Annotated in this window: 18 protein-coding genes; 8 read left to right on the top strand and 10 right to left on the bottom strand. The window is 65.7% G+C overall.

What is annotated here, in order from left to right:
* Positions 1–90: 90 nt before the first annotated feature.
* A complete protein-coding gene (locus tag XH79_RS00180; RefSeq protein WP_212337496.1) occupies positions 91–1,113 on the bottom strand; it encodes an NADP-dependent oxidoreductase in 1,023 nt (340 codons plus the stop codon).
* 269 nt (positions 1,114–1,382) lie between these two features.
* Positions 1,383–2,876 (bottom strand): IMP dehydrogenase, encoded by a 1,494-nt coding sequence (gene guaB / locus XH79_RS00185; RefSeq protein ID WP_212337498.1) that lies wholly within the window; start codon positions 2,874–2,876, stop codon positions 1,383–1,385.
* A 456-nt stretch (positions 2,877–3,332) separates the two neighbouring features.
* Between guaB and XH79_RS00190 the strand changes: the two genes are divergently transcribed.
* The 3 genes from XH79_RS00190 (at position 3,333) to XH79_RS00200 (ending at position 6,620) form a co-directional block, all read left to right on the top strand.
* Complete coding sequence (locus XH79_RS00190; protein ID WP_212337500.1) at positions 3,333–4,823, top strand: MFS transporter; 1,491 nt, start codon at positions 3,333–3,335, stop codon at positions 4,821–4,823.
* 154 nt (positions 4,824–4,977) lie between these two features.
* A complete protein-coding gene (locus tag XH79_RS00195) occupies positions 4,978–5,679 on the top strand; it encodes a VIT1/CCC1 transporter family protein (RefSeq protein WP_212337502.1) in 702 nt (233 codons plus the stop codon).
* A 5-nt stretch (positions 5,680–5,684) separates the two neighbouring features.
* On the top strand, positions 5,685–6,620 hold the full coding sequence (locus tag XH79_RS00200) for a TorF family putative porin (RefSeq protein ID WP_271580209.1): 936 nt from the start codon (positions 5,685–5,687) through the stop codon (positions 6,618–6,620).
* Between the two features lie 23 nt (positions 6,621–6,643).
* On the opposite strand, the gene XH79_RS00205 is transcribed toward XH79_RS00200, so the two are convergent.
* Together XH79_RS00205 and XH79_RS00210 are read right to left on the bottom strand one after the other, a co-directional pair.
* Positions 6,644–7,324 (bottom strand): RlmE family RNA methyltransferase, encoded by a 681-nt coding sequence (locus tag XH79_RS00205; protein WP_212337506.1) that lies wholly within the window; start codon positions 7,322–7,324, stop codon positions 6,644–6,646.
* Between the two features lies 1 nt (position 7,325).
* On the bottom strand, positions 7,326–8,399 hold the full coding sequence (locus tag XH79_RS00210) for a Ppx/GppA phosphatase family protein (protein WP_212337508.1): 1,074 nt from the start codon (positions 8,397–8,399) through the stop codon (positions 7,326–7,328).
* A 214-nt stretch (positions 8,400–8,613) separates the two neighbouring features.
* Between XH79_RS00210 and XH79_RS00215 the strand changes: the two genes are divergently transcribed.
* Positions 8,614–10,986 carry a xanthine dehydrogenase family protein molybdopterin-binding subunit gene (locus XH79_RS00215; RefSeq protein WP_271580210.1) on the top strand — a complete coding sequence of 791 codons (2,373 nt, stop codon included), beginning with the start codon at positions 8,614–8,616 and terminating at the stop codon, positions 10,984–10,986.
* 45 nt (positions 10,987–11,031) lie between these two features.
* Positions 11,032–11,889: a tetratricopeptide repeat protein gene (locus XH79_RS00220; RefSeq protein WP_271580211.1), complete on the top strand. Its 858-nt coding sequence runs from the start codon at positions 11,032–11,034 to the stop codon at positions 11,887–11,889.
* 272 nt (positions 11,890–12,161) lie between these two features.
* Here the strand turns inward: XH79_RS00220 and XH79_RS00225 are convergent, their stop codons facing one another.
* On the bottom strand, positions 12,162–12,962 hold the full coding sequence (locus XH79_RS00225) for a hypothetical protein (protein WP_271580212.1): 801 nt from the start codon (positions 12,960–12,962) through the stop codon (positions 12,162–12,164).
* 105 nt (positions 12,963–13,067) lie between these two features.
* Here XH79_RS00225 and XH79_RS00230 point away from each other — a divergent pair, with 105 nt between their 5' ends.
* From XH79_RS00230 to XH79_RS00240, 3 genes are all read left to right on the top strand, one after another.
* Entirely contained in the window at positions 13,068–13,571 is a 504-nt protein-coding gene (locus XH79_RS00230; RefSeq protein WP_271580213.1) for a YaiI/YqxD family protein, read from the top strand.
* A gap of 2 nt (positions 13,572–13,573) precedes the next feature.
* On the top strand, positions 13,574–15,385 hold the full coding sequence (locus XH79_RS00235; protein WP_271580214.1) for an ABC-F family ATP-binding cassette domain-containing protein: 1,812 nt from the start codon (positions 13,574–13,576) through the stop codon (positions 15,383–15,385).
* 109 nt (positions 15,386–15,494) lie between these two features.
* Positions 15,495–16,574, top strand: coding sequence for a D-TA family PLP-dependent enzyme (locus XH79_RS00240; RefSeq protein ID WP_271580215.1), 1,080 nt, complete (start codon positions 15,495–15,497; stop codon positions 16,572–16,574).
* A gap of 171 nt (positions 16,575–16,745) precedes the next feature.
* Here XH79_RS00240 and XH79_RS00245 read toward each other — a convergent pair whose 3' ends face one another.
* From XH79_RS00245 to mmsB, 5 genes are all read right to left on the bottom strand, one after another.
* Positions 16,746–17,966 carry an NAD(P)/FAD-dependent oxidoreductase gene (locus XH79_RS00245; RefSeq protein WP_271580710.1) on the bottom strand — a complete coding sequence of 407 codons (1,221 nt, stop codon included), beginning with the start codon at positions 17,964–17,966 and terminating at the stop codon, positions 16,746–16,748.
* Complete coding sequence (locus tag XH79_RS00250) at positions 17,963–18,880, bottom strand: SDR family NAD(P)-dependent oxidoreductase (RefSeq protein WP_271580216.1); 918 nt, start codon at positions 18,878–18,880, stop codon at positions 17,963–17,965. Before XH79_RS00250 ends, XH79_RS00245 begins: the two co-directional genes overlap by 4 nt.
* Positions 18,881–19,160: 280 nt before the next feature.
* Positions 19,161–19,640 (bottom strand): MaoC family dehydratase, encoded by a 480-nt coding sequence (locus XH79_RS00255; RefSeq protein WP_027543107.1) that lies wholly within the window; start codon positions 19,638–19,640, stop codon positions 19,161–19,163.
* Positions 19,641–21,359, bottom strand: coding sequence for an AMP-binding protein (locus XH79_RS00260; protein ID WP_271580217.1), 1,719 nt, complete (start codon positions 21,357–21,359; stop codon positions 19,641–19,643).
* A 129-nt stretch (positions 21,360–21,488) separates the two neighbouring features.
* A complete protein-coding gene (mmsB, locus tag XH79_RS00265) occupies positions 21,489–22,376 on the bottom strand; it encodes a 3-hydroxyisobutyrate dehydrogenase (protein WP_271580218.1) in 888 nt (295 codons plus the stop codon).
* Positions 22,377–22,384 lie beyond the last annotated feature (8 nt).

Below are 22,384 nucleotides of genomic sequence, written 5' to 3' on the forward strand. Positions count from 1 at the left end.
CGGGCAGGTGTGACCATTTGGTGACTCTTTCTTAACCATCCCCAGCCGGCTTGTGGCGCTGGGGCAACGGGAGTCCCATTCCTTGTCGCCCTAGGCCTTGTCCGGCCCCACGCGCACCAGCTGCTTGCCGAAATTGGCCCCCTTCAGCAGGCCCATGAAGGCGCCGGGGGCGCTTTCCAGGCCCTCGGTGACGAACTCCTTGTACTTGACCTTGCCCTCGCGGACCCAGCCCGACATGTCGCGCAGGAAGTCGCCATGGCGGGCGGCGAAGTCGGAGACGATGAAGCCGCGGAAGGTCAGCCGCTTGGTCAGGGTCGCACGCATCATGCTGGCGGCCCATTTCGGCGGCTTGGCTTCGGTGTCGTTGTAATGGGCGATCAGGCCGCAGACCGGCACGCGCGCGAACGGATTGAGCAGCGGGAACACCGCCTCGAACACGGCGCCGCCGACATTCTCGAAATAGACATCGATGCCTTTCGGGCAGGCGAATTTCAGCTTGGCCGGAAAATCGGTTTCGCGATGATCGAGACACTCGTCGAAGCCGAGCTCCTTGACCACGTAGTCGCACTTGTCCTTGCCGCCGGCGATGCCGACCGCGCGGGCGCCCTTGATCTTGGCAATCTGGCCGACGGCCGAGCCGACCGCACCTGAGGCACCGGCAACGACGACGGTCTCGCCTTCTTGGGGCTTGCCGATGTCGAGCAGGCCCGTGTACGCCGTCATGCCAGGCATGCCGAGCACGCCGATGGAGGTCGAGATCGGCCCGAGCTTCGGATCGACCTTGATCAGGCCCTTGCCGCTCGAGATCGCGTGCGTCTGCCAGCCGGAACGGATGCGGACGATGTCGCCCTTGGCAAAGTCAGGATTGTTGGAGGCCGCGACCTCGCTGACCGCCTCGCCCTCCATCACGCCGCCGATCGGCACCGGTGCGGCATAGGACGGGCCCTCGCTCATGCGGCCACGCATATAGGGATCGAGCGACAGCCAGATCGTGCGCAGCAGGACTTCGCCCTGCCCTGGCGTTGGAACGGCGAATTCCTCGATGCGGAAATCGGACGGCTTGGGCTCGCCGACGGGACGCGCAGCGAGAACGATGCGTTTGCCTTGGGACATGGCTTCCTCCTGATTTTACTTCGGCACGAACGGAAGCGGAGGGAGGAAGCTGCGTCAATACAAAAGCGGTGGAGTGGATGGTCGCGGCGATATGCCCCCCTCTCGTGTCCCGGACGCGCTGCAACGTGCAACGTTGCTGCGCAGAGCCGGGACCCAGAAAGCAACACCGCAGAACGTGGAAACATGGGCCCCGGCTCTGCAGCGCATCACCGAAGAGGTGCTGCGCTGCGTCCGGGGCACGAGAGCGGAGTTGAAGGCGCGGCCGAGGACTAACCCCCGCCCGGATAGTTCGGCGCTTCGCGCGTGATGGTGACGTCGTGGACGTGGCTTTCGCGCAGGCCCGCGCCGGTGATGCGGACGAAGTTCGCCTTCTCGTGCAGCTCCTTCATGTCCTTTGCGCCGACATAGCCCATGGCGGCGCGCAAGCCCCCGGCGAGCTGGTGCATGACATTGCCGACCGGACCCTTGTAGGGCACCTGGCCCTCGATGCCTTCAGGCACGAGCTTGAGCGAGTCCTTGATGTCCTGCTGGAAGTAGCGATCGGCCGAGCCGCGCGCCATCGCGCCGACCGAGCCCATGCCGCGATAGGCCTTGTACGAACGGCCCTGCCACAGGAACACCTCGCCCGGCGTCTCGTCGGTGCCGGCGAGCAGCGAGCCGACCATCGCGATGTCGGCGCCGGCGGCGAGCGCCTTGGCAAGGTCGCCGGAGAACTTGATGCCTCCGTCGGCGATCACGGGAATGTCGGACTTCTTGGCCGCCTCGACCGCATCCATGATCGCGGTGAGCTGGGGAACGCCGACACCGGCGACGATGCGCGTGGTGCAGATCGAGCCCGGACCGATGCCGACCTTGATGCAATCCGCTCCGGAATCGATCAGCGCCTGCGCACCCTCCGATGTCGCGACGTTGCCGGCGACGACCTGCACCGAGTTGGAGAGACGCTTGATGCGGTTCACCGCATGCAGCACGTGGCGGGAATGACCATGCGCGGTGTCGACGACGACGAGATCGACGCCGGCATCGATCAGGCGTTCGGTGCGCTCGAAGCCGGTGTCGCCGACCGTGGTGGCGGCGGCGACGCGCAGGCGCCCTTGCGCGTCCTTGCAGGCGAGCGGATGGGCGACCGCCTTCTCCATGTCCTTCACGGTGATGAGGCCGACGCAGCGATACTGCTCGTCGACCACCAGCAGCTTCTCGATGCGATGCTGGTGCAGCATCCGCCGCGCCTCGTCCTGGCTGACATTCTCGCGCACCGTGACGAGACCTTCATGCGTCATCAGCTCGGAGACTTTTTGCCGGCGGTCGGTGGCAAAGCGCACGTCGCGGTTGGTGAGGATGCCGACCAGCTTGCCCGGCGTCGTCTTGCTCGCGCCGGTGACGACGGGAATGCCGGAGATGCCGTGATCGCTCATCAGCTTGAGCGCGTCGTCGAGGCTCGCATCCGGGCTGATGGTGAGCGGGTTCACCACCATGCCCGACTCGTAGCGCTTGACCTGCCGGACCTGGGCCGCCTGCCCTTCCGGATCGAAATTGCGGTGGATGACGCCGAGGCCGCCGGCCTGCGCCATGGCGATCGCCATGCGGGCTTCGGTGACCGTGTCCATGGCCGAGGCCATGATCGGGATGTTGAGCGGAATGGCGCGGGTGACGCGCGAGCGGATGTCGACCTCGCCCGGCATGACGTCCGAAAGGCCCGGCTTCAACAGCACGTCGTCGAACGTAAAGGCTTCGCGGATGCCTTGAAGTTGCACCGTGGCCATCTGCCAACTCCTTCCTGCGGCCCTGCCGCAAATAGCTATGGATGAGCGCCGCCCTCGGCGTACCTTGCGGCATCGCCTTAAGAATCGGAGCCCATCGGTGGGGTTGACGCGGGTCGATAGCACGCCCGCGTGACGAATCAAAGCAATTCGGGCCGCTGGCCAGCCATGCACAGGCTTTTTTAGGGTAAATTCGGCGTGGATCGCCCGTGCGCGACCCACCCGCCGTCATTCCGGGGCGCGACGAAGCCCGGGGCCGGAATCCATCCGCCAGCGGGCCCCGCGGCCCCATGGATTCCGGGTTCGCGCCAGGTGGCGCGCCCCGGAATGACGAGACAGGGTCACACCGTTGTTACGCGGGATTTAGGTGCTATGCGTCGATCCGCAATGGTCGCGGCCCGGTGGCGGTGATAAGCCGCAACCCTCACCCCTCCTTCCGATTTTCGTTACCAATCCGTCATGGTCGACAAGCAACGCATCATTCCGCTGATCGTCGCCACTGCTCTCTTCATGGAGAACATGGATTCGACCGTCATCGCCACCTCGCTGCCGGCGATTGCGGCCGACATCGGCACCAGCCCCTTGACGCTGAAGCTTGCGATCACCTCCTACCTGCTGTCGCTCGCGGTATTCATCCCGGCGAGCGGCTGGACGGCCGACCGCTTCGGGGCGCGGATGGTGTTCGCGATCGCGGTCGGGGTGTTCATGGTCGGCTCGGTCGGTTGCGCGCTGTCGACCTCCGTCACCGACTTCGTGTTCGCGCGCATCCTGCAGGGCATGGGCGGGGCAATGATGACGCCGGTCGGGCGCCTCGTGCTGCTGCGCTCGGTCGACAAGAGCGCGCTGGTCAACGCCATGGCTTGGGTGACGGTCCCTGCCCTGATCGGCCCGGTGATCGGCCCACCGCTCGGCGGTTTCATCACGACCTACGCATCCTGGCACTGGATCTTCCTGATCAACATCCCGATCGGGCTGCTCGGCATCTTCATGGCGCTGCGCTTCATCGACCCGATCAAGAGCGAGGAACGCGAGCCGTTCGACCTCTACGGCATGGTGCTGGCGGGCATTGGCCTTGCCGGCATCGCCTTCGGCCTGTCGGTCGCCGGGCTAAACCTCCTGCCCTGGAGCACCGTCGCCGCGCTGATCGCGGGCGGCGCGATCTCGATGACGCTCTACGTCATTCACGCAAGGCGCACGGGCTCGCCGGTGCTCGATTTCTCGCTCCTGAAGCTGCCCACGCTGCGCGCGGCCGTGTTCGGCGGTTTCATGTTCCGGCTCGGCATCGGTGCGCTGCCGTTCCTGCTGCCGCTCTTGATGCAGATCGGCTTCGGCCTGTCGCCGTTCCATTCCGGCCTTGTCACCTTCGCCTCCTCGCTCGGTGCGATGGGCATGAAGACGCTGGCCGCGCGCATCATCCGCACCTTCGGCTTCCGCAACCTGATGACGGTGAACGCGATCGTCAGCGCGTTCTTCCTCGCCGTCTGCGCGCTGTTCACGGTGACGACGCCGCTGCTCATCATCATGGTCATCCTGGTGGTCGGCGGCTTCTTCCGCTCGCTGGAGTTCACCGCGATCAACACGGTCGCCTACGCCGACGTCGAAACCGCGCAGATGAGCCGGGCCACCACGCTCGTCAGCGTCAACCAGCAGCTCGCGGTCTCCGCCGGCGTCGCCGTCGGCGCGGCCTGCGTGGAAACGACGATGTGGTTCCACCATATCAGCGAGATCGACGCCACGGTGTTCGCGCCGGCCTTCGTCGTGGTCGCGTTGACCTCGGCGGCATCGAGCTGGTTCTTCTGGCAGATGCCCGTCGACGCCGGCCACGAGATCTCCGGTCGCAAGGCGGTCGAGATCGCGAGCCGCAAGGGCGCCGGCAAGGGCGCGGAGAAGGCCGCGGTGAAGGCGGCAACGGAAGACACGCAGGACGTGCGGGATCAGCGGCTGGGATAAAGCGCGATGAGGCCGGAGCGACGTCGGTCAGAACCCGACGTCGTAAAATCGTCCTCGATGGACTGAAGGGCACGGGCGACGCCCAGCCGGCCCAGTCCACTCATGCCCAGGCCTTTGACTTAGCTCAAAGGGCGACAGCCGGACGTGAGCCTCGATGGCACCTGCAACGGTGATCGAAGACCAGGCCATGGGCGCTTTATTGGGACCGGATACTCCCCTCGGGGGCGTACTTGATCCGATGGAACGGATCTCGGAGACCTTGTTCGGGCTGATCATGGCCCTCACCTTCATTTGCTCCCTCGGTATCGCGACCGGCACCAATATCAACATTCAGACGATGCTGATCGGTGCGCTCGGCTGCAATCTCGCCTGGGGCATTGTCGACGGCGGTCTCTATCTGCTGGGGCGCATCAATGAGCGGGGAAACAAGGTTTTGACAGTCCGCGCGATACGGGAGGCGCCGGATCCCGAAGCAGCACGCCGCGTCATTGCCGAGGCGCTGCCGCCGGAATTGTCGACCATGTTGCCCGTCGAGCAATTGGAATCGATGCGGCAACGATTGCAACAATTGCCGGAACCGGCTCGCGGTCCAGGGCTGACGAAACACGACTGGACCGGAGCGCTGGGCCTTTGCCTGCTGAGCTTCCTGTCGACCTTCCCGGTGGTCATCCCGTTTGTGTTCGTGAGCGACGCCAGACTGGCGCTGCGCATTTCCTACGCCGTCGCTATCCTGATGCTGTTCTGTTGCGGTTACGTGTTCGGGATCCGTAGCGGGCTACGGCCTTTGGCGGCGGGACTTGCCATGGTGGCCCTCGGGAGTACGCTGGTTGGCATCGCGGTCGCTCTTGGAGGATGATCGACTTGCGGCGACACGACACATCGTTTCGGGGTGCAAGCGGGGCCGCGTTTGCCGCATTGGCCGGGTTGTGGCTTGCGCCACTGACCGGCGGTTTGGCGCTGGCTGAATCCCCCGGTCCGGGCGGCGCGATCGGCCTTGGCAACCGCGGATGGTCCGCGGCCGACACCAACGCAAAGCCTGGCGACGAGCTCGAATTCAGCGCGCGCGCAGGGCTTGCATCCGACTACATCTATCGCGGGACCACGCTGTCCGATCATGGCCCCGCGGCCGGTGCCGCCTTCGAAACAAGATGGGGCCCGCTCTATGCCGGAACCACGGTCGCGACCGTCAAGCTGCCGACCCAGCCGGCCGCCGAATTCACCGTTGCCGCCGGCATGCGAAAGCAGATTGCAACGATCGACTTTGATCTTGGCGCGACCTATTTCGCCTATCCCGGTGAACGACTTCCTGGCGAGACCAACGGCATCAATTATTGGGAGATCGTTGTCCGCGGCGATCGACGCATCGGCGATCAGGTCCGCGTCGCCGGCGGTTACGCCTATTCTCCTAACGTCTCGAACACCGGCGCCTGGAGCCAATATGTGGCGGGGGGAGTTGGCTTCGACGTGCCGGAACGATTTCTTCCGCAGAACCTGACCGTGTCGTTCACCACCGCCGCCGGCTATTCCTGGTTTGGCAACCAGACCTTGCAACTCGGCGGCTTCCCGCTGCCTGCCTATCTCAACTGGCAAGCGGGCGTGACCTTCACGCACAAGGCGCTCAACCTCGATCTCCGCTACTACGACACCAATCTGTCGAAGGAGAACTGCTTCGTCTTTACGGGCGATCCAAATGCGCGGCCGGGCGGTCGCGCCAATCCGATCACCAACCCGGACGGCCTGGTCTCGAACTGGTGCGGCGCGACATTCGTTGCCAAGGTCTGGTTTGCGCTCAACTAGGCGAAGGGAGTGACTGTCGGATCCTAACGGTCGCCCCGAAACCCTGTCGCCAGCACGTAACGCTCGGACGAGTCCTGCCGGCTCGCGGCGGGCTTGACGTGGCGCACCGTGGCAAAGTCGCGCTTGAGCTGGGCGAGCAGCTCGGCGTCGGCGCCGCTCTGGAATGTCTTGGCCAGGAACGCGCCGCCGGGCTTGAGCACATCGCAGGCAAACGCCGCGGCGGTCTCGACCAGGCCGACGATGCGGAGCTGGTCGGTCTTGCGGTGGCCGGTGGTGTTGGCGGCCATGTCGGACATCACGACGTCGGCGCCGCCGCCCAGCATCGCCGTGAGCTTGCTCGGGGCGTCATTGTCCATGAAATCGAGCTGCGCGAAATCGACGCCGGGAATCTCCGGCATCTCCAGGAGGTCGATGGCGACGACCTTGCCCTTGCCTTCGACCGAGCCGACGCGCTTGGCGGCGATCTGGCTCCAGCCGCCGGGCGCTGCGCCAAGGTCGACCACGGCCATGCCTGGCTTCAGAAGCCGAAACTTGTCGTCCATCTCGAGCAGCTTGAACGCGGCGCGCGAGCGATAGCCCGCCGCTTTGGCTTTCGCGACATAGGGATCGTTGAGCTGCCGCTCCAGCCACAGCTTCGACGACAGCTTGCGCTTGCCGCCGGTCTTGACCTGGACGTGCAAGCGGCCGGTGGTGTCTTTCGCCATCTCACCAGCTCCTGAGCGCACCGTCCTCGCGCATCATCTCGACCAGCATGCCCTCGCGCAGGCCGCGGTCCGCGACGCGCAGGCGCGGCAGCGGAAAGGCGTGCCTGATGGCGTCGAGGATCGCGCAACCCGCCAGCACGAGGTCGGCGCGCTCGACGCTGATGCAGCTGTTGTTCGCGCGCTCCTCGTAGCTCATGCCGAGCAGCTTGTTGATGGTCGCGGTGATGTCGGCATCGTTCATCCAGATGCTGTCGATGCGGCGGCGGTCGTAGCGCGGCAGATTGAGATGGATGCCGGCCAGCGTCGTCACCGTGCCCGACGTGCCGAGCAAATGCATCTCAGTGAGATCGCGGCCATGCTCCTCGGCGAACGGCGCAACGTGATTTGCGACCTCGCGCTCCATCGCGGCGTAGATCTCCGGCGTCACGTCGCGGCCGCCGAACTGCTCGGCGAGCGTGACCACGCCGAAGGGGATCGACATCCAGGCTTTGATGCGCGGCTCCGGATTGCTGGGATCGCGCTCGATCCGCACCAGTTCGGTCGAGCCGCCGCCGATGTCGAACAGGATGGCGCCGCGCCCCCTCGGGTCGACCAGCGGCGAGCAGCCGAGCACGGCGAGCGACGCCTCGGTCTCGCGGTCGATCACCTCGAGCTCGATGCCGGTCTCAGCCGCGACGCGGCTGCGGAACCCCTCCGCGTTCGAGGCCGCGCGGCAGGCTTCGGTCGCGATCAGCCGCAACCGCCGCGCCTTGCGCAGATTGATCTTGTCGCGGCAGATGCTGAGCGCCGCGATGGCGCGCTCGATCGCGGCCTCGCTGATCGAGCCGGTCGCCGAGACCCCCTCGCCGAGCCGGATGATGCGCGAGAAGGAATCGACCACGCGAAAGCCGTCCTGGGTCGGACAGGCGATCAGCAGCCTGCAATTGTTGGTGCCGAGGTCCAGCGCCGCATAGACGCCGGTTCCGGCCACTTGCGCGGGGACGGCCGGTTCGGTGGCCAACGCCACCGCCGCCATCGACCCCTCCAGCTCACCGTGCAGCCCATGGCCGTCGCGGAGCCGCGTGTGGTCATTCATACAAACTGTCTTTCCGCGGCCGGTCGGGCCGATCTGGAATTGCTTTTTCGCCTGAAACATTAGCAGCGCGGCAGGCCTGCGCAACAACGCATCACATAGGACCATGCCCATTCGTGCGTTGTCGTGAACGGGTCCGTGGGTTATCTGAGTAGGGGTCCGGCCCCCTCCAGGCGCCCGCGAAATCGCGCAAATGCCGGCTTTTCAGGTCGATTCCATGCAAGAACACACCAAATCGTCCACGCTCGAAAACGCTATTGCACTGCAAAAATATGGTGTCGGCCAGCCCGTCCGCCGCAAGGAGGACGACACCCTGGTGCGCGGCAAGGGCCGCTACACCGACGATTTCAACCTGCCCGGCCAGGCCTATGCCGTGGTGGTCCGCTCGACCCATGCCCATGGCGTCATCCGCGGCATCGGTATCGACGCCGCCAGGGCGATGCCGGGCGTGCTGGGGGTGTGGACCGGCAAGGACCTCGACGCCGCCGGCTATGGCCCGTTCACCTGCGGCCTGCCCCTGAAGAGCCGCGACGGCTCGCCCCTGCTCCAGACCAACCGCCAGCCGCTGGCGACCGACAAGGTCCGCTTCGTCGGCGATCCCCTCGCCTTCGTGGTGGCGGAGACGCTGGCCCAGGCGCGCGACGCGGCCGAGGCCGTCGAGCTCGACATCGAGCCGCTGCCCGCGGTGACCGATCCCGAGGACGCCGCCCAGCCCGGCGCGCCGCAGCTTTACGACCACATCCCGAACAATGTCGCGCTCGACTACCACTATGGCGACATGGACAAGGTCAATGCGGCCTTTGCCGGCGCCGCCCACGTCACCAAGATCGACATCGAGAACACCCGCGTTGCGGTGGTCTCGATGGAGCCGCGCGTTGGGCTCGCCTCCTACGACAAGAAGACCGAGCGCTACACGCTTCAGGTGCCGACGCAGGGCGTCGCCGGCAACCGCGCCAACCTCGCCAAGAACCTGAAGGTGCCGAACGAGAAGGTGCGCATCCTCACCGCCAATGTCGGCGGCTCCTTCGGCATGAAGAACATCAACTATCCCGAATACATGTGCATCCTGTACGCGGCGAAGGCACTGGGACGCCCGGTGAAGTGGCTCGACGAGCGCTCCACCAGCTTCCTCTCCGACAGCCACGGCCGCGCGCAGAAGATCCATGCCGAGCTCGCGCTCGATGCCGAAGGGCACTTCCTAGCGGCGAAACTTTCGGGCTACGGCAATCTCGGCGCCTATATCACCGGCGTCGCGCCCGGCCCGCTCTCGCTCAACACCGGCAAGAACTTCTCCAGCGTCTATCGCACGCCGCTGATGGGCGTCGACATCAAGACGGTGCTGACCAACACCACGCTGATGGGCGCCTATCGCGGCGCCGGCCGGCCCGAGGCGAACTACTACATGGAGCGGCTGATCGACCGCGCCGCCGACGAGATGGGCATCAACCGGCTGACCTTGCGCAAGCGCAACTTCATCAAGCAGAACCAGATGCCGTTCCCGGCGTCCTCCGGCGTCACCTATGACAGCGGCGACTTCCAGGCCGTGTTCAACAAGGCGCTCGACATCTCCGACCACGAGAACTTCGCCAAGCGCAAGAAGGAGAGCAAGAAGACCGGCAAGCTGCGCGGCATCGCCGTCGGCTCCTATCTCGAGGTCACCGCGCCGCCGAGCCCCGAGCTCGGCAAGATCGTGTTCGATGCTGACGGCACCGTGCAGCTCATCACCGGCACGCTCGATTACGGTCAGGGCCATGCCACGCCGTTCGCGCAAGTGCTGTGCGAGCAGCTCGGCGTCCCCTTCGAGAACGTCAAGCTGGTGCAGGGCGACAGCGACATCGTCCACACCGGCAACGGCACCGGCGGCTCGCGCTCGATCACCGCGAGCGGCCAGGCCATTGTGGGAGCCGCAAAGCTCGTCATCGAAAAAGGCAAGCGCGCCGCCGCCCACATGCTGGAGGCCTCCGAGGCCGATATCGAATTCGCCGATGGCAGCTTCACCATCGCCGGCACCGACCGCAGCATCGACATCATGGAGCTCGCCAAAAAGCTGCATGACGGCAAGGTGCCGGACGGTGTGCCTGACTCGCTCGACGTGGACCACACCAGCGATCCGGTCGCCTCCGCGTTCCCGAACGGCTGCCATGTCGCCGAGGTCGAGATCGACCCGGAGACCGGCGTGGTCCAGATCGTGCGCTACAGCGCGGTGAACGATTTCGGCACGGTGATCAATCCGCTGCTGGTCGCAGGCCAGCTCCATGGCGGCGTGGTCCAGGGCATCGGCCAGGCGCTGATGGAGCATGTCCGCTACGACGAGAGCGGCCAGCCGATCACAGGCTCGCTGATGGACTACGCCCTGCCCCGCGCCGAGGACGTGCCGTTCATGACGGTCGGCGACCATGCGGTGCCCGCCACGACCAACCCGCTCGGCAGCAAGGGCTGCGGCGAAGCCGGTTGCGCCGGCAGCCTCTCGACCGTGGTGAACGCCGTGCTCGACGCGCTGTCGGACTACGGCATCAAGCATATCGACATGCCGCTGACCCCGGAACGGGTTTGGCGCGCGATCCAGGACGCGAAGGGCAAGGCGGTGTAAGGGCAGAATCTTCCCGTCCGACATGACACCATTGGCAGTGGCGGCATGCTGCGACGACTGAAGATCATCTTCCATTACTTCCGCGCCGACGCCGCCATGCGGCGCGATCAGTTCGATCGCGCTGCGGAACGGCTGAGCAAGGTCCTGGAGCTCGACCCTGCCAACCCCGCCGCCTATCATGACCGGGGCGTGGCGCAGCAGGGACTAGGCGACTACCGCGGGTCGATCGCCGACTTCGACAGATCCATAGCCATCGCCCCGCGCATGGCGAACGCCTATAGCAGCCGTGGAGTTTCCTGGAAGTTTCTGGGAAATTTCGATCGCGTCATTTCGGATCAGCTCGCAGCCATCGCGCTGTCCCCGCGTCTTGCAAACGCCCATACCGAGCTCGGGGCGGCCTATTTCTGCAAACTTGATTTCGACAGCGCCGTCCGTAGCCTGACGACGGCGATCGATCTGGCGCCCAAAGACCCCAACTGCCTCAAGCAGGGCGGCCTGGCTCACTTCTGCCGCGGAGATTTCAGGGCTGCGATCCCGGACCTACAACGCGCCTTTGAGATCGCGAACGACACCTACGCCCTGTTGTTCCTGCATCTTGCGCGCGCCAGGGCGAGCGAGGATGCGGCAGCGGCGCTGGAGATGGACGCAGCCAAGGTCAGAATCTGGCATTGGCCATCCGCCGTAGTCGGCCTTTACCTGGGGCGGCTCTCCGCCGACGCGACGATCGCAGCCGCGAGCACGCCGGACGATGCCGGCGAAGCACAATTCTATCTGGGGCAGTGGCACCTGCTCCGCGGAGAGCGCGCGGAGGCAAGGAAGGCGTTGCAGGCGGCCGCCGAGGCCTGCCCGCCGTGGTTCAGCGAACATGTCGCCGCCATCGCGGAGTTGCAGCGGCTGGGGTGAGCGGCCTCGCTACGTTGTCGCATCCGAACCCACAACTGTCGTCGCCCGGCTTGACCGGGCGACCCAGTATTCCAGAGACGGCGCGGCTGGGATCGATTGGCCGCGGCGTACTGGATGCCCCGGTCAAGCCGGGGCATGACAGCGTCTGAATATGATCAAGTCGTTCCGGGGCGATGCGAAGCATCGAACTACGGTGCGCACTTTGCGCACCTGAGAACCTCGAGATTCCGGGTTCGGTCCTGCGGACCGCCCCGGAATGACAGCACGAAACGCTACGCCGCCGCCTGCTCACGCGGCTTGTAGATTGCGGTGTGCTGGCAGTGGGCTATCGGCGTTTTGCCGTTGGCGACGACGAGCGCGTCGAGTTCGACGAAGCGGTGACCCTTCTTCTCGTAGTTTGCAGTGACCTTTGCGCGCGCGGTGATCTCGTCGCCGGCGCGCGCGGCTGACAGCAGCTGCATACGGCTGCCGACGTGGATCCATGGCCCCAGGATCGTGTTGTCGACGAGGATGCGGTTCATGACCCGCTGGATCAGGCCGGGATGGCCGAGCCCCTCGCGCGCGAAAACCGGATCGGTCTCCCTGACGTCAGCGAGATAATCGGCGGCGTCCTGCCCGGCCCAGCGGCGCGGCGTTGTGCCGAGCCATTTGCCTGTTTCGAACGTCGCGGGACTGACCGGCTTGCGCTCGGCGATCGCGGGGACTTCGACATAGTCACTCAGCGATACCGCTGGCACAACCGCGGGCAACACGGCCGTCCCGGTGGCGCAGAGTTCAGTGCGGCTGAAGACCTCGATCGTCAGCAGGCCATTGTGCTCGGTGGCGTCGACATCGGCAGCCTCGCCGTCATAAACCGGCTTGATGAAGCGCGCCTCGACCAGGCCGCGGCTGAGGAAATCGTGGCCCCAGCGTGCGATCGGCACGTGCATCATGTAGGCGAAGACGTCGACGCCGGGCACCAGCCCGCCCTCGAAGCCGAAGCGGCGCGCCACCGTGTCGTCATGCATCCTGTTTTCGGACTGTTTTGCGGTGTTGTAGGCCTCGACGCGGTAGGTTTCGAGCCGGTTCGGCATGCTGGGCCTTCCCTGTTTTTGTTATTTCAGGCCCGATCGTAGGGCCCGGGGAACAGCGGTCAATCCCCTCGCCTTTGCGGCCCGAATGGGGTACCACGCGGCGGAATGACCGAGACCCCTACCCGCATCTATGTCGACGCCGACGCCTGTCCGGTGAAGGACGAAATCTACCGCGTCGCGATCCGGCACGGCGTGCCCGTGAGCGTGGTCGCCGGCAATTTCATCCGCGTGCCGCAGGACCCGTTGATCGAGCGCATCTCGGCGGGCGCCGGCATGGACGCCGCCGACGACTGGATCGCCGAGCGGGCCCGGCACGGTGATGTCGTCATTACCGCGGACATCCCGCTCGCAAGCCGCTGCGTGAAGGCTGGCGCCGATGTCATCGCCCCGAACGGAAAACCGTTCACGGAGGAGTCGATCGGCATGACGCTGGCGGTGCGCAACCTGATGACGGATTTGCGCTCGGCAGGCGAAGTCACGGGCGGACCGCGCTCGTTCGCGCCGCGCGACCGTTCCGCCTTCCTCTCGGCGCTCGATCAGACGCTGCGCCGGATCCAGCGCCGCCGCGCCGACCAGGCCGCAACGAGCCAGAATTTGAGTCAAGGCTGATCATGGCGCCGCCGCTGATCCAACTGAAAGACATCAGGCTGACTTTTGGCGGCACACCGCTGCTGTCGGGCGTCGAGCTCAATGTCGCGCCAGGCGAGCGCGTCTGCCTGATCGGCCGCAACGGCTCGGGCAAGTCGACGCTGCTCAGAATCGCGGCGGGCCTTGTCGAGCCCGACAGCGGAACGCGCTTCGTGCAGCCGGGCGCGACCGTCCGCTATTTGCCGCAGGAGCCGGACTTCGGCGACCACAAGACCACGCTCGCCTATGTCGAGTCCGGGCTCGCGCCGGGTGACGACCATCACCAGGCGCGCTACCTTCTCGAGCAGCTTGGTCTCACCGGCGATGAGAACCCGCATAATCTTTCCGGCGGCGAGGCGCGTCGCGCCGCGCTCGCCTGCGTGCTGGCGCCCTCACCCGACATATTGCTGCTGGACGAGCCCACCAACCATCTCGACCTCTCCACCATCGAGTGGCTGGAGCAGGAGCTCGACAGCCGCCGCGGCGCGCTGGTGATCATCAGCCACGACCGCCGCTTCCTCACCAATCTCTCGCGCTCGACGGCATGGCTCGACCGCGGCAAGATCAAGCAGATCGACCGCGGCTTTGCCTCGTTCGAGGCTTGGCGCGACGAGGTGCTCGCGGAAGAAGAGCGCGACCAGCACAAGCTCGACCGCAAGATCGTGGACGAGGAGCACTGGCTGCGCCACGGCGTCTCCGGCCGGCGCAAGCGCAACGTCAAGCGTCTCGCCAATCTGCATGCGCTGCGCGACCAGCGCCGCAATTATCGCGGCACCGCCGGCACCGCCAATCTCGCGGCGGCGGAAGCCGAGCAATCCGGCAAGCTGGTGATCGAGGCCAAGGGCATCAGCAAGGCCTATGGCGAGCGAAAGATCGTCGAGAATTTCTCGACGCGCATCCAGCGCGGCGACCGGCTCGGCATCATCGGCCCGAACGGCGCCGGCAAGACCACGCTGGTCAATCTGCTCACCGGCGGCGCGCAGCCTGACACCGGCATCGTGCGGTTAGGGGCCAATCTTGAGACGGCCACGCTCGACCAGCATCGCGAAAGCCTCGATCCCAAGTCGACGCTGGCCGAGGCCCTGACCGGCGGCCGTGGCGATCAGATCATGGTCGGCGGCAAGCCGAAACATGTGGTCGGCTACATGAAGGACTTCCTGTTCGGCCAGGAGCAGCGCGGCACGCCTGTCGAGGTGCTCTCCGGCGGCGAGCGTGGCCGCCTGATGCTGGCGCGCGCATTGGCGAAACCCTCGAACCTGCTGGTGCTGGACGAGCCGACCAACGATCTCGACCTCGAGACCCTGGACGTGCTCGAGGAGATGCTCGGCGACTACGAAGGCACCGTCATGCTGATCAGCCATGATCGCGACTTCCTCGACCGCGTCGTCACCTCGGTGATCGCGCCGGAGGGCAACGGCAGGTGGATCGAATATGCCGGCGGCTACAGCGACATGCTGGCGCAGCGCGGCGCGGACCTCAAACGCGAGACGGCGAAGGCGCAACCGGCCGCGGAGAAGAAAGAGGAACGCCCTGCTCCGGCCTCGTCCGCACCCAAGCGCAAGCTGAGCTTCAACGAGAAGCACGCGCTGGAAACGTTGCCGAAGAAAATGGAAACGCTTCACGCCGATATTGCAAAATTGCAGCGCGTGCTCGACGATCCCAACCTCTACGCCAAAGACCGCAAGAATTTCGACGATACGTCCGCTGCCATCGCCAAGGCACACGAGGAACTCTCCGCCGCCGAAGAGCGCTGGCTCGAACTTGAAATGCTCCGCGAAGAGATCGAGCAGGCATGAATTCGTAGGATGGGTAGAGCGCAGCGAAACCCATCGCGTAACGGAAATTGGTTCTGATGGGTTTCGCTTCGCTCTACCCATCCTACGGGTCCGGAAATAGAGAGATCATATGACCACTCCCCTCGCCGCAAAAATCGCCCGTGAATACGGCACGCCCTGCGCCGTCATCGACATGGACAGGGTCGAGCGCAACATCGCGCGGATCCAGAAGGCCTGCGACGACGCCGGCATCGCCAATCGCCCGCACATCAAGACGCACAAGAACCCGACGATTGCCAAGATGCAGGTCGCGGCCGGCGCCAGGGGCATCACCTGCCAGAAGCTCGGCGAGGCCGAGATCATGGCCAATGCCGGCATCGACGACATCCTGATTAGCTACAATCTCCTCGGCGACGAGAAGATGGCGCGGCTCGGTGCGTTGCAGGCAAAGGCGAACATGACGGTGGCCGCCGATAACTCGACCGTCGTCGCCGGCCTGCCCAAGGCCGCCGCGGCCTCCGGCCGCCCGCTCTCGGTCGTGGTCGAGTGCGACACGGGCCGGAAGCGCGCGGGTGTCGAGATGCCGGCCGAGGCGATCGCGCTGGCGCGCGAGATCGCGGCCTCCAAGGGACTGCAATTCGCCGGCTTCATGCTCTATCCGACCGAGACCGGCTGGGCCGATGCGCAGAAGTTTTACGACGAAGCGCTGGCCGGCGTGCGCGCGCACGGGCTCGACGCAAAAATCGTCTCGACCGGCGGCACGCCGAACCTCGTCAACATCGGCAAGCTCAAGGGCGGCACCGAGCACCGTTTCGGCACCTACATCTACAACGACCGCATGCAGGTCGCCGCCGGCTCCGCCACCTGGGACGACTGCGCGCTGCATATCTATTCGACGGTGGTGAGCCGCGCCGCGCCCGAGCGCGGCATTCTCGATGCCGGCTCGAAGACGCTGACCACGGACACCGGCGGCCTCGACGGCCACGGCCTGATCCTGGAGCATCCCGAAGCCAAGATCGTAAAATTCGCCGAGGAGCACGGCTTTCTCGATCTCTCGCGCAGCAACACAAGGCCGAATGTCGGCGATGTCGTCCGCATCGTGCCGAACCACGTCTGCGTCGTCGTCAACATGATGGACGAGGTGGTGATGGTCCGCGGTGAGGAGATCATCGGCACGCTGCCGGTGGCGGCACGCGGGAAGCTGCGGTAGGCGCCGGAGCACCCGCGCATCCTTCGAGGCTCGGTTTCCGGTGCTAGTCGCACCGGAGGCCGAGCACCTCAGGATGACGCTCTCGTCAATCTGTCGTCGCGATTGCGCTCTCTCGTAGCCGTCACCCTGAGGTGGCCGCTTCTTCAGCGGCCCTCGAAGGGCGGCGGCGTTCTAAGAGCGCTTCAGCCACGCTAGCACGCCCCTGCCCGCGGCCGCCCCCGTCGCGAACGAGGCCTGCAACAGGTAGCCGCCGGTCGGCGCCTCCCAGTCCAGCATCTCGCCGGCGGCGAACACACCTCGCAGCTTGCGCAGCATGAAGTGGTCGTCGAGCTCGTCGAAGGTGATCCCGCCCGCCGTCGAGATCGCCCGATCGATCGGCGCTGTGCCGGTGAGCTGAAGCGGAATGGCGTTGATAAGCCGCGCGAGCTCGGCCGGCGAGAACGAGGCCAGCGGCCGGCCCGATGCAATCGCCGCCTCCTGCATCAGGCCGATGCCGACCGGCGACACTTGCGCGGCCTTCCGCAGGAAGTTTGCGAGCGATTGCTTGCCGCGCGTGCCTAACAGGCGCTCGGTCAGCGCGGCCGTATCGAGATCAGGCCGCAAGGCGATCATCAGCGTCGCCTGTCCAAGACCCAGCACCGTCTCACGCAGCTCCGCCGACAGCGCATAAATCGCGCCACCTTCTAGGCCGCTGCGGGTGATCATGGCTTCGCCGCGCACCGTGTGCGCGCCGATCGTCAGCGCCACGCCCTTGAGCGGCTGGCCCTCGAAACGGTCTCGGAACACATCGGTCCATGCGACCGTGAAGCCGGAATTGGCCGGTCGAAGCTTCGAGACGGCAATGCCCTTGGCAGCGAGAATGTCGACCCAGCCGCCATCCGAGCCCAGTCGCGGCCAGCTTGCGCCGCCGAGCGCGAGCACGGTTGCGTCCGCGGCGAAGGCGAGCGTGCCGTTGGGGGTTTGAAACTGCAGCCGCCCCTGCCCGTCCCATCCGGTCCAGCGATGCCGAAAAGCGAATTGCACGCCGGCCGCATCCAGCCGCCGCAACCAGGCGCGGAGCAATGGCGAGGCCTTGAACGTTTTTGGAAACACGCGCCCGCTGCTGCCGACGAAGGTCAACTGCCCAAGTGCCGCACTCCAGTCACGCAGCGCATCGGGCGGAAACGCTTCGACCGCGGCGCGCAAATGCGGCATCGCCTCACGGTAGCGGGCGAGGAAATCCGGCAGCGGCTCGGTGTGGGTGAGGTTGAGGCCGCCGCGGCCCGCCATCAAAAATTTGCGACCCGCGGACGGCATGGCGTCATAGACGGTGACGCGGGCACCGCCTTGCGCCAGCACCTCCGCCGCCATCAGCCCGGCGGGACCGGCACCGATGACGGCAACGTCAGTCAGAGCTTGATCCCCGCCCGCACTGCGGCTTGCGCCACATATTTCTGCGTCTGCTCGAACGCGCCCTGCAGCGCCCTCGCCTTCGACATGTCGCTGATCTCGGCGAAGTGGGCGGCGATCGCGTCGGGCGTCCATTCGGACTCCGGCAGGTTGATGCCTTCGCTCTCCACGATCTTGATCACGGCGAAGGAGCCGGCGCCGGCGCCCATGATGGTGCGGGTCGGCGCGTCCTCGCTCAGCATGTACTCGACCGCGGGCGTGATCGCGTTCGGCTTCATCAACTGCAGCGCCTGCGGCGGCAGCAGCTCTTCGGTCATGCGGGTCGCCGCGGTCGGCGAGATGATGTTGACGCGGATGTTGGTCTTGCGGCCTTCCTCGGCGAGCACGTTCATCAGGCCGACCATGCCCGATTTCGCCGCGCCGTAATTGGCCTGGCCGAAATTGCCGTAGAGGCCGGAGGACGAGGTCGTCAGCACGATGCGGCCGTAGTTGCGGTCGCGCATGCCGGCCCAGGCGGCCTTGCAGCAATAGAAGGTGCCGACGAGATGCACGTCCAGCACCTTCTGGAAATCGGCCGCTTCCATCTTGCCGAACGACTTGTCGCGCAAAATGCCGGCATTGGCGCACAAGAGATCGACGCTGCCCCACTCCTTGGTGGCGCGCTCGACCATGGCGGTGACCTGCTCGAAATTGGAGACGTCGGCGCCGTCGGCCATCGCGATGCCGCCCGCTTTCCGAATTTCCTCGACCACGGCTTCGGCCGGCGAGAGCGAGCCGCCGGTGCCGTCGCGCGCGCCGCCGAAATCGTTCACCACGACCTTCGCGCCGCGGCTGGCGAGCCCCAGCGCATGCGCCTTGCCGAGACCATTGCCCGCGCCGGTGACGATGGCGACGCGTCCGTCGAACCTGATTGCCATGAGTGCGTTTCCTTTCTTCCTTCTCCCCTTGCGGGAGAAGGTGGCATAGGCGGCCTACGGCCGCCGTCCTAAAAAGACGCCGACGCGTAGCGTCGGCTACGGCGCCGCCGGATGAGGGGTATATCTCGGCAGCCGAGTTCGTGGAGAGATACCCCTCACCCGGCTTCGCGTTCCGCGAAGCCACCCTCTCCCACAAGGAGAGAGGGTGCACCGAGCGCGATTTGGTCAGCTTTTGAGCAGCGATGGATGGCCGGGTCAAGCCCAGCCATGACGGCCCCTCTCAGGCGAAATAGATCAACCCGAGCCAGTCGGCGACCAGCGCGGGCTTGTCCTCGCCCTCGATCTCCACCGTGACGTTGGTGCGGGACTGCAGCTCGTTGGGCTTACGGAGCTTGGCTTCCGCCAGCACGAAGCGGCCGCGGACGCGCTTGCCGGAGCGGACCGGCGAGATGAAGCGCAGCTTGTCGAAGCCGTAATTGACGCCCATCGTGGTGCCGGCGATCACAGGCATCACCTCATAGGACATGATCGACAGCAGCGACATCGTGAGAAAACCGTGCGCGATGGTGGTGCCGAAGGCGGTTTCCTTCTTCGCACGTTCCGGATCGACATGGATGAACTGGTGATCCTCGATCACGTCGGCATAGGTGTCGATACGGGGCTGGTCGATCAGGTGCCACGACGACACGCCGATCTCCTTGCCGACCATGGCCTGATAGGCCTCGAGCGCAATCGGCGGCTTCTTCCAGACTTCGTTCACTTAGGTCTCACTCCGTGTTTTCGGCAACTCCGGAAAATCCTCCTCACGGAATTCCCGGCCGCGCAAGGGATCGCCCCGATCATCGTCGCGTTCGAGCCGTCGTAGCTGCACGCGGCGGATTTTGCCAGAGATCGTCTTCGGCAGTTCGGTGACGATTTCGAGGCGGCGGATGCGCTTGAACGGCGCAAGGCGCGTGTGCAGGTGCTTGAAGATCGACAGCGCGGTCTCCGGCGTCCGCTCCGCGCCCGACGTCAGCAGCACGAACGCCTTGGGGATTGCGAGCCGGATCGGGTCCGGGCTCGGCACCACCGCGGCTTCGGCAACGAGTTCATGCTCGAGCAGCACGCTCTCCAGCTCGAACGGGCTGATGCGGTAGTCCGAGGATTTGAACACGTCGTCGGAGCGGCCGACGAAGGTGAGATAGCCGTCCTCATCCGCAAACACGACGTCGCCGCTGCGATAGAGCACGCCTTCGGCGCCCGAGAGCTTGCCGTCGTCGCCCTGATAGCCCTGCATCAGGCCGGCGGGACGGTCATCGCCCAGCACCAGCGTCACCTCGCCCTCCTTCGCGGGATTGCCATCGGCATCGCTGACCTGCACGCGATAGCCCGGCAGCGGCCGGCCCATCGAGCCGATCTTGATTGTCTGCCCGGGCGAGTTGCCGGCCAGTGCCGTGGTCTCGGTCTGGCCGTAGCCGTCGCGGATGGTGAGGCCCCAGGCGGCCTGCACCTGGTCGATCACTTCGGGATTGAGCGGCTCGCCGGCGCCGCAGACCTCGCGAAGGGACACCTTGAACGAAGCAAGGTTCTCCTGGATGAACAGCCGCCACACCGTCGGCGGCGCGCACAACGTCGTGACACCGCAGCGGCCGATGGTGGCGAGCAGCGCCTTGGCGTCGAAGCGCGGCTGGTTCACCACGAACACGGTCGCACCGGCATTCCACGGCGCGAAGAAGCAGCTCCAGGCATGCTTGGCCCAGCCAGGCGAGGAGATGTTGAGATGGACGTCGCCGGGCTTCAGGCCGATCCAGTACATCGTCGAGAGATGGCCGACGGGATAGCTGCGCTGGCTGTGCCGAACGAGCTTTGGTTTTGCCGTGGTGCCCGAGGTGAAATAGAGCAGCATCGGGTCGTCGGCGTTGGTGGGGCCGTCGGGCGCAAAGCTTTCGGAAGCCTTTGCCGCTTCGTCATACGCAAGCCAACCATCGGATGCAGAGCCAACCACGATGCGGACGACATTCTCGGCACCTAAGCTCGCGAATTTTGCGACCTGATCCTGCGCCGCGACCACCGCCCTCGCCTTGCCGCGATCGAGCCGGTCATGCAGCTCGTCGGCGGTGAGCAGCGTTGTGGCGGGGATCACCACGACGCCAAGCTTCATCGCCGCCAGCATCGTCTCCCACAGCGGAACCACATTGCCGAGCAGCAGCAGGAGATGATCGCCGCGCCTCAAACCCTGCGCGCGGAGGAAGTTTGCGACCTGGTTCGAGCGCTTCGAGAGCGCCGCGAAGGACAGCTTTGTCTGCCTGTCCTGCGCGGCATCGACGATCCAGAGTGCGGGCCGATCCTTGCTTTCCGCATTGGTCGCGAGCTCAGCGTCGAACCAGTCGAGCGCCCAGTTGAAGGGAACCGGATCGGGCCAGCGGAAGTCTTTGACCGCGGTCTCGTAGTCCGTGCGGTTGGCCAGCAGAAACGCGCGCGCGTCCTGAAATGTCGTCATTGTGTCCGGGCCCGTCGATTGACGTTCGAGCGTAGCCCGGATGGAGCGAAGCGCAATCCGGGGCCGGTCGCGCCAATTGAAAGAGCTGTCCCGGATTTCGCTTCGCTTCATCCGGGCACCAAGCGAAGGCTATTTTCCGGCCAGTGCTCTAACGTGCTTGATAATTCCGGAAAAATCCACCCCGCCCTGCCCGGCTACGTCGAAAGATTGATAGATCTCCTGCGCATGCTTGCCGAGCGGCGTGGCCGCGCCCGCGGCCTTGGCGGCGTCCTGCGCCAGCGTCAGGTCCTTCACCATCAGCGCCGAGGCAAAGCCCGGCTTGTAATCGTTGTTGGCCGGCGAGGTCGGCACCGGGCCGGGAACCGGACAATAGGTCGTCAGCGACCAGCACTGCCCCGACGAGGTCGAGGCGACGTCGAACAGCGCCTGGTGCGAGAGCCCGAGCTTCTCGCCGAGCGCGAAGGCCTCGCTCACCGCGATCATCGAAATGCCAAGGATCATGTTGTTGCAGATCTTGGCTGCCTGGCCGGCGCCGGCGCCACCGCAATGCACGATCTTCTTGCCCATGTTTTCGAGCACGGGCTTTGCCACCGCAAACGCCTTGTCGTCGCCGCCGCACATGAAGGTGAGCGTCGCGCCCTTGGCGCCACCGGTGCCGCCGGAGACCGGCGCATCGACCGAAAGCACGCCGCTGTTGGCGGCCAGGGCATGCGCCTGACGCGCGCTTTCGACGTCGATGGTGGAGCTGTCAATGATCAGCGCGCCCTTGGCCATGGCAGGAACGACCTCGTTCCAGACGCCGAGCACGTGCTTGCCGGCCGGCAGCATGGTGACGACGACATCCGCGCCCTTCACCGCACCCGCGGCGCTGTCGGCGATGCCGGCGCCATCGGCCTTGGCTTGCGCGCGCGAGGCTTCGACGAGGTCGAACGCCACCACCTTGTGGCCGGCCTTGACGAGGTTGGCGGCCATCGGGCCGCCCATGTTGCCGAGGCCGATGAATGCGATCGTGGCCATTGTCGTTC

Source organism: Bradyrhizobium sp. CCBAU 45389 (assembly GCF_028128625.1).
In the GTDB taxonomy this organism is placed as follows: Bacteria; Pseudomonadota; Alphaproteobacteria; order Rhizobiales; family Xanthobacteraceae; genus Bradyrhizobium; species Bradyrhizobium liaoningense_B.

Coding starts and splice junctions, on each gene's coding strand:
- XH79_RS00220 (WP_271580211.1), top strand. CDS start 11,032: ATGCTGCGACGACTGAAGATCATCTTCCATTACTTCCGCGCCGACGCC.
- XH79_RS00215 (WP_271580210.1), top strand. CDS start 8,614: ATGCAAGAACACACCAAATCGTCCACGCTCGAAAACGCTATTGCACTG.
- XH79_RS00180 (WP_212337496.1), bottom strand. CDS start 1,113: ATGTCCCAAGGCAAACGCATCGTTCTCGCTGCGCGTCCCGTCGGCGAG.
- XH79_RS00230 (WP_271580213.1), top strand. CDS start 13,068: ATGACCGAGACCCCTACCCGCATCTATGTCGACGCCGACGCCTGTCCG.
- XH79_RS00250 (WP_271580216.1), bottom strand. CDS start 18,880: ATGGCAATCAGGTTCGACGGACGCGTCGCCATCGTCACCGGCGCGGGC.
- mmsB (WP_271580218.1), bottom strand. CDS start 22,376: ATGGCCACGATCGCATTCATCGGCCTCGGCAACATGGGCGGCCCGATG.
- XH79_RS00240 (WP_271580215.1), top strand. CDS start 15,495: ATGACCACTCCCCTCGCCGCAAAAATCGCCCGTGAATACGGCACGCCC.
- XH79_RS00260 (WP_271580217.1), bottom strand. CDS start 21,359: ATGACGACATTTCAGGACGCGCGCGCGTTTCTGCTGGCCAACCGCACG.
- guaB (WP_212337498.1), bottom strand. CDS start 2,876: ATGGCCACGGTGCAACTTCAAGGCATCCGCGAAGCCTTTACGTTCGAC.
- XH79_RS00225 (WP_271580212.1), bottom strand. CDS start 12,962: ATGCCGAACCGGCTCGAAACCTACCGCGTCGAGGCCTACAACACCGCA.
- XH79_RS00210 (WP_212337508.1), bottom strand. CDS start 8,399: ATGAATGACCACACGCGGCTCCGCGACGGCCATGGGCTGCACGGTGAG.
- XH79_RS00190 (WP_212337500.1), top strand. CDS start 3,333: ATGGTCGACAAGCAACGCATCATTCCGCTGATCGTCGCCACTGCTCTC.
- XH79_RS00235 (WP_271580214.1), top strand. CDS start 13,574: ATGGCGCCGCCGCTGATCCAACTGAAAGACATCAGGCTGACTTTTGGC.
- XH79_RS00195 (WP_212337502.1), top strand. CDS start 4,978: ATGGCACCTGCAACGGTGATCGAAGACCAGGCCATGGGCGCTTTATTG.
- XH79_RS00205 (WP_212337506.1), bottom strand. CDS start 7,324: ATGGCGAAAGACACCACCGGCCGCTTGCACGTCCAGGTCAAGACCGGC.